The 11829-nt window shown below is 69.6% G+C and carries 10 protein-coding genes; 6 read left to right on the top strand and 4 right to left on the bottom strand.

What is annotated here, in order from left to right; translation table 11 throughout:
• Positions 1–11: 11 nt before the first annotated feature.
• From yidC to rpmH, 4 genes are read right to left on the bottom strand one after another with little or no spacing between them, the layout of a single operon-like run.
• Positions 12–1160, bottom strand: coding sequence for a membrane protein insertase YidC (yidC, locus tag LRS74_RS16485; protein WP_277741709.1), 1149 nt, complete (start codon positions 1158–1160; stop codon positions 12–14).
• Between the two features lie 3 nt (positions 1161–1163).
• Entirely contained in the window at positions 1164–1481 is a 318-nt protein-coding gene (yidD, locus tag LRS74_RS16490) for a membrane protein insertion efficiency factor YidD (RefSeq protein ID WP_277741710.1), read from the bottom strand.
• On the bottom strand, positions 1478–1849 hold the full coding sequence (gene rnpA / locus LRS74_RS16495; protein WP_277741711.1) for a ribonuclease P protein component: 372 nt from the start codon (positions 1847–1849) through the stop codon (positions 1478–1480). The genes yidD and rnpA overlap by 4 nt, the downstream gene beginning before the upstream one ends.
• Positions 1850–1864: 15 nt before the next feature.
• Positions 1865–2002 (bottom strand): 50S ribosomal protein L34, encoded by a 138-nt coding sequence (gene rpmH / locus LRS74_RS16500; RefSeq protein ID WP_125638610.1) that lies wholly within the window; start codon positions 2000–2002, stop codon positions 1865–1867.
• A 414-nt stretch (positions 2003–2416) separates the two neighbouring features.
• On the opposite strand from rpmH, the gene dnaA reads away from it, so the two are divergent.
• From dnaA to gyrB, 6 genes are all read left to right on the top strand, one after another.
• Entirely contained in the window at positions 2417–4306 is a 1890-nt protein-coding gene (dnaA, locus tag LRS74_RS16505; protein WP_277741712.1) for a chromosomal replication initiator protein DnaA, read from the top strand.
• A 1035-nt stretch (positions 4307–5341) separates the two neighbouring features.
• The gene (gene dnaN / locus LRS74_RS16510; RefSeq protein ID WP_277744785.1) at positions 5342–6472 is read left to right on the top strand and encodes a DNA polymerase III subunit beta; all 1131 of its coding nucleotides are present in this window, start codon (positions 5342–5344) and stop codon (positions 6470–6472) included.
• 123 nt (positions 6473–6595) lie between these two features.
• Positions 6596–7471: a phosphogluconate dehydrogenase (NAD(+)-dependent, decarboxylating) gene (gnd, locus tag LRS74_RS16515; RefSeq protein WP_277741713.1), complete on the top strand. Its 876-nt coding sequence runs from the start codon at positions 6596–6598 to the stop codon at positions 7469–7471.
• A 74-nt stretch (positions 7472–7545) separates the two neighbouring features.
• Positions 7546–8727 (top strand): DNA replication/repair protein RecF, encoded by a 1182-nt coding sequence (gene recF, locus LRS74_RS16520; RefSeq protein WP_277741714.1) that lies wholly within the window; start codon positions 7546–7548, stop codon positions 8725–8727.
• Positions 8724–9302 (top strand): DciA family protein, encoded by a 579-nt coding sequence (locus LRS74_RS16525; protein WP_277741715.1) that lies wholly within the window; start codon positions 8724–8726, stop codon positions 9300–9302. Before recF ends, LRS74_RS16525 begins: the two co-directional genes overlap by 4 nt.
• Positions 9303–9789: 487 nt before the next feature.
• Positions 9790–11820 (top strand): DNA topoisomerase (ATP-hydrolyzing) subunit B, encoded by a 2031-nt coding sequence (gyrB, locus tag LRS74_RS16530; protein ID WP_277741716.1) that lies wholly within the window; start codon positions 9790–9792, stop codon positions 11818–11820.
• Positions 11821–11829: the final 9 nt, after the last annotated feature.

The following is an 11829-nucleotide window of genomic DNA, read 5'->3' on the forward strand; positions in this document are numbered from 1 at the left end:
TGGGCTCCTTCTTACTTCTTGGACGGGTGCTTGGGCCGCTGCTGGCCGCCCTTGCGCTGTCCGGACTTGGCGTTACGGGAGGAGCCAGAAGCCGTGCCGCCGGCCGGCTTACCGCCCTGCGCCCCGCCCTTCTTCTCCTTGGAGATCTTCTGCCCCGAGGGCGTCGAAGCCAGGGAGCGCTGCTCGCCGGACTCGGCCTGGTCGGCCCCCGCGGGACGCTGGGCGGTCCCGGACTGGCGCTTCGACTTCGTCTGCCGCTTCGGCTGCTGGCGAGCCGCACGGGCCGCCTCGGCGGCCTTCTTCGACTCGACCTCGGCCGGGTCCTCCTGGAGCTTGCCCTTGGCACGCAGCCGCTCCTGGCGCTGCGTGTAGGCGATGCTGCCCGGGGTGGGGTTCCGGCGGATGATGAACATCTGCTGGCCCATGGTCCAGACGTTGGTGGTCAGCCAGTAGACGAGCACACCGACCGGGAAGTTGATGCCGAAGACGGCGAACATGATCGGGAAGACGTACATCAGCATCTTCTGCTGCTGCATGAACGGCGTCTTCACCGTCAGGTCGACGTTCTTCGTCATCAGCTGGCGCTGCGTGTAGAACTGCGACAGCGACATCAGCACGATCATGGTGACCGTGACGACCCGGACGTCGAGCAGCGAGGCGCCCAGCGACTCGACCTTCTCCGCCGAGTCCATGAACTTCGCGGCCAGCGGGGCGCCGAAGATGTGGGCGTTACGCGCACTGTCCAGCAGCGCCTGGTCGTCGATGACGCCGACCGTGTGGTTGTTCGCGATCTTGTTGAGGACCTGGTAGAGCGCGAGGAAGAACGGCGACTGGGCCAGGATCGGGAGACAGCTCGAGAGCGGGTTGGTGCCCGTCTCCTTGTAGAGCTTCATCATCTCTTCGGACTGGCGCTGCCGGTCGCTCTTGTAGCGCTCCTGGATGGCCTTCATCTTCGGCTGGAGCGCCTGCATGTTCCGGGTCGCCTTGATCTGCTTCACGAAGAGCGGGATCAGGCAGATACGGACCACGACCACCAGGGAGACGATGGACAGACCCCAGGCCCAGCCACTGTCCTTGTCGAAGACAAGGCTGTACAGCGAGTGGAACTGGACGATGATCCAGGAAACTGCGGTATAGAGAGGACCGAGGATCGTGTCCACGAATCAGACTCCTTGGGCGTTGGGCTGAGTCTCGGGCTGTGCGGCAGGCGGGACGGCTGTGTGCCCACCGAGGCGGCTCCTCAGCCGCTGATGCCAGACCGGACGCTTCCGGGGAGGGACGTGGTCGACGCCCCCGAGCGACCACGGATTGCAGCGCAGGATGCGCCAGGCCGTCAGAGCCGTCCCTTTCACCGCACCGTGCACCTTGATGGCCTCATAGCCATAGTGTGAGCACGACGGGTAGTACTTGCAGACCGGTCCCAGCAGGGGACTGATGGTCCACTGGTACAGCTTGATCAGCCAGAGCAACGGGTACTTCACGTCGGCACCCCTCCCAGCAGCCGCTGCAGAGCAGTGTCGAGATCGCGGGCCAGCTGGTCGTGACCCGCTTCACCCGCACCGGGCAGCGCCCGTACGACCACCAGGCTACCTTCGGGGAACCGATCGAGGCGGTCGCGCATCAGGTGGCGCAGCCGCCGCTTCACCAGATTGCGGACGACGGCGCCGCCGACGGCCTTGCTGACGACGAAACCCGCACGCACCGGGGGAGCACTCTCCCCAGGTGCGTGCGGGTCCGTTGCACCGCTTCGAAGGTGGACGACGAGGAGCGGGCGTCCGGCCCTGCGTCCTCGGCGTACCGCGGTCGCGAAGTCCTCGCGCCGCCTCAGCCGATGCTGGTCAGGCAGCACGTCACGACCTTGCGATCAGGCGGACAGGCGCGCGCGACCCTTGCCACGGCGGGCCGCGAGGATGGCGCGACCGGCACGGGTGCGCATCCGCAGCCGGAAGCCGTGGGTCTTCGCGCGGCGGCGGTTGTTCGGCTGGAAGGTGCGCTTGCTCACTCGGGGGCTCCAGAAATGAATCGGGTGGTGGCGGGACATCGCCTGGCTGTCACCGTGCGCCCACGAGAAGCTCGCAATACGCCCGAGTGCACCGCTTCTTAACCACTATGTCTGTGGTCTTTGCCCATCGGAGGCAGGCGGCAGCAGCCATCGACAACTCGACCTGGTTACGGTACGCGCGACTACGCCATCCGGTCAAACCGGCGGGTGGTGGGTGTCCCACCGTCCTCGGGGTCGGTAGAACGCCGGGGAACATCGCATGGCACATTTGTACACACCCTGTGGACAACGACTTGAACCACGCCCCGGGCCTGACTACCGTGGCTGGGCTTCGATTCCTTCCCGCCCGTCCCGAGAACCACACATTCGTGGGACCTTTCGGCGTCCCCCACCCCGAGTGAGAGAGCGTGCCCTGTGGCTGACGTACCTGCCGATCTTGCCGCAGTGTGGCCGCGCGTGCTGGAACAGCTCCTCGGCGAAGGCCGCGGCCATGGCGTCGAGGCGAAGGACGAGCACTGGATCAAGCGGTGCCAGCCGCTGGCCCTCGTCGCCGACACGGCGCTGCTCGCGGTCCCCAACGAGTTCGCCAAGGGCGTGCTCGAAGGCCGGCTGTCGCCGCTGATCAGCGACACGCTGAGCCGTGAGTGCGGCCGCCCGATCCGCATCGCGATCACCGTCGACGACTCCGCCGGCGAGCCCCCGGCCCCGCCGCAGCGCCACCAGCCGCAGCCTCCGCAGCGCGAGGCGTATGAGAATCGCGACACATACGAGGCCCGCGACGCGTACGAGAGCCGCGACGCGTACGAGGGTCGCGACGCGTACGAGAGCCGCCAGCCGTACGAGGGCTACGGGCGCGGCGGCGACGAGCTGCCCACGGCCCGCCCCGCCTACCCCGACTACCCCTCGAACCGCCCCGAGCCCGGCGCGTGGCCCCGACCGCAGGACGACTACGGCTGGCAGCAGCAGCGCCTCGGCGGCTTCCCCGAGGGCGGCGACCCCTACGCCTCACAGCACGGCCAGCACGGCCAGCACGGCTACGAGCCGTCCGGGCGCGAGCTCCCCGAGCCGGTCGACCGGCCCCGCGGCGGACCGGGTGTCCCCGGCGGCCCCGGCACGCCCGGCAGCGGTCCGGTGCTCCCCGCCCGCCCCGGTGGTCCGGGCGGCCCCGGTGGCTCCGGCGGCCCGGGGGGTTCCGGTGGACCGGGCGGGAGCTCCGGCGGGAGCGGTGCGCTCACCGGGCAGCCCGCCCCGGCCTCCGGCCCCGGCGAGCCGACCGCGCGGCTGAACCCGAAGTACCTCTTCGACACCTTCGTCATCGGCGCGTCCAACCGCTTCGCGCACGCCGCCGCGGTCGCGGTGGCCGAGGCGCCCGCCAAGGCGTACAACCCCCTGTTCATCTACGGGGAGTCGGGGCTGGGCAAGACCCACCTGCTGCACGCCATCGGGCACTACGCGCGCAGCCTGTACCCGGGCACCCGGGTGCGCTATGTGAGCTCGGAGGAGTTCACCAACGAGTTCATCAACTCCATCCGCGACGGCAAGGCGGACGCGTTCCGCAAGCGCTACCGCGACATGGACATCCTGCTGGTCGACGACATCCAGTTCCTGGCGAGCAAGGAGTCGACGCAGGAGGAGTTCTTCCACACCTTCAACACGCTCCACAACGCCAACAAGCAGATCGTGCTCTCCTCGGACCGGCCGCCCAAGCAGCTGGTGACCCTGGAGGACCGGCTGCGCAACCGCTTCGAGTGGGGCCTGATCACCGACGTCCAGCCGCCCGAGCTGGAGACGCGTATCGCGATCCTGCGCAAGAAGGCGGTGCAGGAGCAGCTGAACGCCCCGCCGGAGGTGCTGGAGTTCATCGCCTCGCGGATCTCGCGCAACATCCGCGAGCTGGAGGGCGCGCTGATCCGGGTGACCGCCTTCGCCAGCCTCAACCGCCAGCCGGTGGACCTCGGGCTGACGGAGATCGTGCTGAAGGACCTGATCCCCGGCGGCGAGGACACCGCCCCCGAGATCACCGCCACCGCCATCATGGCCGCGACCGCGGACTACTTCGGGCACACGGTCGACGACCTGTGCGGCGCCTCGCGCAGCCGGGTGCTGGTGACCGCGCGGCAGATCGCGATGTACCTCTGCCGGGAGCTCACCGACCTGTCGCTGCCGAAGATCGGGGCCCAGTTCGGCGGCCGCGACCACACGACGGTGATGCACGCGGACCGCAAGATCCGGGCGCTGATGGCGGAGCGACGCTCCATCTACAACCAGGTGACCGAGCTGACCAACCGCATCAAGAACGGCTAGGCAGGCCGAGGGCGCCGTGCTTCTCGCCGAAGGGCGCCCCGGGGACTCTCCCCGGGGCGCCCTCGCCGTTCCCGGCGGCCTCCGCATGGGCCGCGTCGGACGTCTCCGCCGCGGCCCACAGCCACTCCACAGCCGGTGGACAACCGCGCTCCCCAGAGGCTCCCGAACGCCCTCCGACCGGCACCCGGCCAGCCCTGGGGATGGGCTCCACGGCCCGCTCCACGACCGGTTCTCGGCATCTTCCGGCCGCTTCGTGACCGCCTCTGTCGGCGTCTGTCCCCCGAACACATCCACGGCGGTGTTCGATTTCCGTGCCGAGCCGCCGGTTCTCCACAGATCCGGGGGATATCCACGATCCACACCCTGGGGAAGCGGAAGTTATCCCGAAGCTGTCCACAGGGCCGATCGCTCGAGCAAGATCCACCCAGGTCAGGGGTCTGTGGAATTGTGGCAATCGGGAGTCCACAGACTGTGGACGACGGAACTGTCCACAGGGGGCCGACTCCGTTGTCCACCGCCCGCCCACAGCCGGACCGTCGTTGCCCACAGCTTCTCCACACCCCTGTCCACTGTTCGGCAAGGAAAAGCCCTCCGTAGCTGACAAGAGTGAAAGGCGTCACACCGAGAAGCCTGGTTGGGCTGTGGGGAACCTGGGTAAAACTGGGGACAGCGCTGGGGAGAACCGGGGCTCCCCTGTGCATGGGGTGTGTGTAACTTCGCGCGGTCCACAGACACCCCCGGTTATCCACCGTGTCCGCCCACAGGGGCAGTGGATAAAAAATCCGTGTTGACCTGCGCAAACGCAGTTGTCCACGGTTTCCACAGGCCCTACTACTACGACCACGTAGTTAGAGCGAGAAATTCGGTTCGAAGCGGGGCCTGTGCACAACTCGGCTCCGCGGCGCCCGACACCCCGAACCTCGACTTGACCCCGAGCCGCACCGTCTGTCGGTGGCGTACGTCAGACTGGTCTCCGGCACTCAGCCGACGACGAAGGCCAGCAGGGCGAGCCAGCAACAGCAGGAGGCGGTTCCGGTGAAGATCCGGGTGGAGCGCGATGTACTCGCGGAGGCGGTGGCCTGGGCGGCCCGCAGCCTCCCGGCCCGTCCGCCGGTGCCCGTCCTCGCGGGCCTGCTGCTGAAGGCCGAGGAGGGCTCGCTGAGCCTCTCCAGCTTCGACTACGAGGTCTCGGCCCGCGTCTCCGTCGAGGCGGACGTCGACGAGGAGGGCACCGTCCTCGTCTCCGGCCGGCTGCTCGCCGACATCTGCCGCGCCCTCCCCAACCGCCCGGTGGAGATTTCCACCGACGGTGTACGAGTGACCGTGCTGTGCGGCTCCTCCCGGTTCACCCTCCACACCCTGCCTGTGGAGGAGTACCCGGCGCTGCCGCAGATGCCGACCGCCACCGGCACCGTCCCCGGCGAGGTCTTCGCCTCCGCGGTCGCCCAGGTCGCCATCGCCGCCGGCCGCGACGACACCCTCCCGGTGCTCACCGGCGTCCGGATCGAGATCGAGGGCGACACCGTCACCCTGGCCTCCACCGACCGCTACCGCTTCGCGGTCCGCGAGTTCCTGTGGAAGCCGGAGACCCCGGACGTCTCCGCCGTCGCCCTGGTGCCCGCCAAGACGCTGCTCGACACCGCCAAGTCGCTGACCAGCGGTGACACCGTGTCGCTGGCGCTCTCCGGCTCCGGCGCGGGTGAGGGCCTGATCGGTTTCGAGGGCGCCGGCCGGCGCACCACCACCCGGCTGCTCGAGGGCGACCTCCCGAAGTACCGGACGCTCTTCCCGACCGAGTTCAACTCCGTCGCGGTGATCGAGACGGCGCCGTTCGTCGAGGCCGTCAAGCGTGTGGCGCTGGTCGCCGAGCGGAACACCCCGGTGCGGCTCAGCTTCGAGCAGGGCGTGCTGATCCTGGAGGCCGGCTCCAGCGACGACGCACAGGCTGTGGAGCGCGTGGACGCGCAGCTGGAGGGCGACGACATCTCGATCGCCTTCAACCCCACCTTCCTGCTGGACGGTCTCAGCGCGATCGACGCCCCAGTGGCGCAGCTGTCGTTCACCACCTCCACCAAGCCGGCGCTGCTGAGTGGCAAGCCGGCCCTGGACGCCGAGGCGGACGACGCGTACAAGTACCTGATCATGCCGGTGCGGCTGTCCGGCTGAGGCCGCACAGCCGATCGGTTCGCGGCGCTCAGACTGAGCGGCTGAGCCCACAGGTGTGCACGAACCTGCGGGCGTAGGCTCGACGCAGGCACAGCGCTACGACTACGGCACGAAGGATCACTGATGGAGCTCGGTCTCGTCGGTCTCGGCAAGATGGGCGGCAACATGCGCGAGCGCATTCGCCGCGCAGGCCACACCGTCATCGGATACGACCGCAACCCGGACCTCGCGGATGTCCACAGCCTCAAGGAGCTTGTGGATTCCCTGACGGGTCCGCGGGTGGTGTGGGTCATGGTCCCGGCGGGCCAGGCGACCCAGTCCACGGTCGACGAGCTGGCCGAGCTGCTCTCCCCCGGCGATGTCGTCGTGGACGGCGGCAACTCGCGCTGGACGGATGACGAGAAGCACGCCGAGGAGCTCGCGGCCAAGGGCATCGGCTTCGTGGACTGCGGCGTCTCCGGTGGCGTCTGGGGCCTGGAGAACGGCTACGCGCTCATGTACGGCGGCGACGCCGAGCATGTGGCGCGGGTGCAGCCGATCTTCGACGCGCTCAAGCCCGAGGGCGAGTTCGGCGCGGTGCACGCGGGCAAGGTCGGCGCGGGCCACTTCGCCAAGATGGTCCACAACGGCATCGAGTACGCGATGATGCAGGCCTTCGCCGAGGGCTGGGAGCTGCTGGAGGCGGTGGACTCGGTCACCGACGTCCGCGAGGTCTTCCGCTCCTGGCAGGAGGGCACGGTCATCCGCTCCTGGCTGCTGGACCTGGCCGTTCGCGCGCTGGACGACGACGAGCACCTGGAGAAGCTGCGGGGCTACGCGGCCGACTCCGGCGAGGGCCGCTGGACGGTGGAGGCCGCGATCGACAACGCGGTGCCGCTGCCGGCGATCACCGCCTCGCTGTTCGCCCGCTTCGCCTCGCGCCAGGACGACTCGCCGCAGATGAAGATGATCGCGGCGCTGCGTAACCAGTTCGGCGGCCACGCCGTGGAGAACAAGTAGGAAAGCACGTCGGCGCCCAGGCGCCGACGTCGTGGAGTACCCAGCTCAGCAGCCGGGGGAGGTCGGCGGTCACCGTGCACGTTTCACATCTGTCGCTGGCCGACTTCCGCTCGTACGCCCGGGTCGAGGTCGAGCTCGACCCGGGCGTCACCGCGTTCGTGGGCCCCAACGGCCAGGGCAAGACCAACCTGGTCGAGGCGATCGGCTATCTGGCCACGCTCGGCAGCCACCGGGTCTCCTCCGACGCCCCGTTGGTGCGGATGGGTGCCGACCGGGCCGTGATACGGGCCGCGGTGACCCAGGGCGAGCGGCGTCAGCTGATCGAGCTGGAGCTCAACCCGGGCCGGGCCAACCGGGCCCGCATCAACCGTTCCTCGCAGGTCAGGCCGCGCGATGTGCTGGGCATCGTGCGCACGGTGCTGTTCGCGCCGGAGGACCTGGCGCTGATCAAGGGGGATCCGGGGGAGCGGCGCCGCTTCCTCGACGAGCTGGTCACGGCGCGCGCGCCGCGCATGGCGGGTGTGCGCTCCGACTACGACCGGGTCCTCAAGCAGCGCAACACACTGCTGAAGTCGGCCGCCATGGCCCGGCGGCACGGCGGTCGTTCCCTGGACCTGTCCACGCTGGACGTCTGGGACCAGCACCTGGCGCGGGCCGGCGCCGAGCTGCTGGCGCACCGGCTCGACCTGATCGCCACCCTTCAGCCGCTGGCCGACAAGGCGTACGAGCAGCTGGCGCCCGGCGGCGGGCCGCTCGCCCTCGAGTACCGGGGCTCCGCGGGCGAGGCGATGGCGGGCGCGCACACCCGTGAGGAGCTGTACGAGGTGCTGCTCGCGGCCCTCGGGGCGGCCCGCAAGCAGGAGATCGAGCGCGGCGTCACGCTGGTCGGACCGCACCGGGACGACCTGCTGCTGCGGCTCGGTCAGCTGCCCGCGAAGGGGTACGCGAGCCATGGCGAGTCCTGGTCGTACGCGCTGGCGCTGCGGCTGGGTTCGTACGAGTTGCTGCGCGCCGAGAGCCCGGCGGGCCCCGGAGGACCCGCGTACGAGGGCGCCGGGGGTCCGCGGGCGAACGAGCCGGTGCTGGTGCTGGACGACGTCTTCGCCGAGCTGGACGAGCGGCGTCGGACGCGGCTGGCGGAGCTGGTCGCGCCGGGGGAGCAGGTGCTGGTGACGGCGGCGGTCGACGACGACGTGCCGGGCGTGCTGCGGGGGACGCGGTTCTCGGTGTCCGACGGCGTGGTGGAGCGGGCATGAACGGGCAGTCGCAGCACCAGCCGGGGCACCAGCCGGGGCAGACCCCGGGGTCGGGGACCGGGGGATCCGGGACTCCGGAGCCGTCCGGCATCGATCTGGCGCGGGTGGCGCTGCGCGCCGCCAAGGAGCAGGCGCGGGCCCGCGGGGCCGCCGCCCAGCAGCGCAAGCAGGCGCGCCGCGGGGGCCTGCGCTCCGGCGCGCGCGCCGACGGCCGCGACCCGCTGCCGCTCGGCGCGGCGATCAACCGGCTGATCACCGAGCGCGGTTGGGAGACCCCCGCGGCGGTCGGCGGGGTGATGGGCCGCTGGCCGCAGCTGGTCGGCCCCGAGGTGGCGCAGCACTGCGAGCCCCAGCGGTACGACGAGGAGGCGCGGGTGCTGACCGTGCGCTGCGACTCCACGGCCTGGGCGACGCAGCTGCGCTTGCTGGCCCCGCAACTGGTGGCGCGGCTCAACCAGGACCTGGGGCAGGGCACGGTCAAGATGATCAAGGTCTGGGGTCCGGGGGGCCCGCCCCGGCGCTACGGTCCGCTCCGGGCGCCGGGCAGCTCCGGACCCGGCGACACCTACGGCTGATCGGACCGCCCGTGGTGGCCCGTCCCTGGTGGGCCGCGGGCGGTGCGGAGGCGAAGACGAGGGGCGAGGACGGGGCGCCGCACGCGCAGGGGGTCACCGCACCCGCCGGATCGCACACCAGTGCCATCGGTGCGCCGGGGGCGCGTCTTTCGGGCCCGGGTGAGCCTGCGTGCGCGGGGGGCCGGCGCGGGCGGGGTGAGCCCCCGGCGCGTGGAGATCGCCGCGGCTGTGGTTGAGACCCCGCTCACGGTAGCCGTTGGTTGACATCCCGAAGCGCTGAGTGCCGGCGTGAGCCTCCTGAAGCCCTCACCCAGATATGGGGAGTCGGTGGAGGTCGGTTCAGGGCGGCACACGCGGACTCAGGCGCCAGCAAACCCCCATTCATGTCAGTGCTACCGGTAGACTGGAAGCTAATCCCGCCTAGATGGCGGGACACGTCGACTAACGCAGAACGACGCAGCCGCTCCCGCCTGTCCGGGGCCGGCTTGTGCTGTGCCAGAAAGGGCGCTTCGTGGCCGATTCCGGCAACCTCAACGAGAACATCCCGTCCACCGACGACGGCCAGACCGTGTCAACGCCGTCGTACGACGCCAGCGCGATCACCGTCCTGGAGGGTCTGGACGCGGTCCGTAAGCGACCCGGCATGTACATCGGCTCGACCGGTGAGCGCGGCCTCCACCACCTGGTCTACGAGGTGGTCGACAACTCCGTCGACGAGGCGCTGGCCGGACACGCGGACACCATCGACGTCACGCTGCTTCCCGACGGAGGCGTGCGCGTCGTCGACAACGGCCGTGGCATCCCGGTCGACCTGCACCCGGTGGAGAAGAAGCCGGCCGTGGAGGTCGTGCTGACCGTGCTGCACGCGGGCGGCAAGTTCGGCGGCGGCGGCTACGCCGTCTCCGGCGGTCTGCACGGCGTCGGCGTCTCCGTCGTCAACGCGCTGTCCACCAAGGTGGCGGTCGAGGTCAAGCGGGACGGCTTCCGCTGGACCCAGGACTACAAGCTGGGCACGCCCACCGCGCCGCTGCAGAAGAACGAGGCCATTGAGGAGACCGGTACCACGGTCACCTTCTGGGCCGACCCGGACATCTTCGAGACCACCGAGTACTCCTTCGAGACGCTGTCGCGGCGCTTCCAGGAGATGGCGTTCCTCAACAAGGGCCTGACCATCTCGCTGACCGACCAGCGCGAGGCGCACGTCGACGAGGAGGGCAAGCCGCTCAGCGTCCGTTACCGCTACGACGGCGGCATCGTCGACTTCGTCAAGTACCTCAACTCCCGCAAGGGCGAGCTGATCCACCCGACCGTCATCGGCTTCGAGTCCGAGGACAAGGAGCGGATGCTCTCGGTCGAGGTGGCGATGCAGTGGAACACCCAGTACAGCGAGGGTGTCTACAGCTTCGCCAACACCATCCACACGCACGAGGGCGGCACCCACGAAGAGGGCTTCCGCGCGGCGCTCACCACGCTGATCAACAAGTACGCGCGTGAGAAGAAGCTGCTCCGCGAGAAGGACGACAACCTCACCGGTGAGGACATCCGCGAGGGTCTGACCGCGATCATCTCGGTCAAGCTGGGCGAGCCGCAGTTCGAGGGCCAGACCAAGACCAAGCTGGGCAACACCGAGGCGAAGACCTACGTCCACAAGATCGTCTTCGAGCACCTCGCGGACTGGCTGGACCGGAACCCCAACGAGGCCGCGGACATCATCCGCAAGGGCATCCAGGCGGCCACCGCGCGCGTCGCGGCCCGCAAGGCCCGCGACCTGACGCGCCGCAAGGGTCTGCTGGAGACGGCCTCGCTGCCGGGCAAGCTGAGCGACTGCCAGTCCAACGACCCGACCAAGTGCGAGATCTTCATCGTCGAGGGTGACTCCGCCGGTGGCTCGGCCAAGTCCGGCCGCGACCCGCAGTACCAGGCGATCCTGCCGATCCGCGGAAAGATCCTCAACGTCGAGAAGGCGCGCGTCGACAAGATCCTGCACAACAACGAGGTGCAGGCGCTGATCTCGGCCTTCGGCACCGGTGTGCACGACGACTTCGACATCGGCAAGCTCCGCTATCACAAGATCATCCTGATGGCGGACGCCGACGTCGACGGTCAGCACATCAACACCCTGCTGCTCACCTTCCTCTTCCGCTTCATGCGGCCGCTGGTGGAGGCCGGGCACGTCTACCTCTCCCGCCCCCCGCTGTACAAGATCAAGTGGGGCCGGGACGAGGTGGAGTACGCCTACTCCGACCGCGAGCGCGACGTGCTGATCCAGGCGGGCCGGGAGAACGGCAAGCGCATCAAGGACGACTCGGTGCAGCGCTTCAAGGGTCTGGGCGAGATGAACGCCGAGGAGCTGCGGGTGACCACCATGGACATCGAGCACCGGGTGCTCGGCCAGGTCACCCTCGACGACGCGGCCCAGGCGGACGACCTGTTCTCCGTGCTCATGGGCGAGGACGTCGAGGCACGGCGCTCCTTCATCCAGCGCAACGCCAAGGACGTCCGCTTCCTCGACATCTGAGTCGGCCGG

This window comes from Streptomyces sp. LX-29, from assembly GCF_029541745.1.
Taxonomy (GTDB): domain Bacteria; phylum Actinomycetota; class Actinomycetes; order Streptomycetales; family Streptomycetaceae; genus Streptomyces.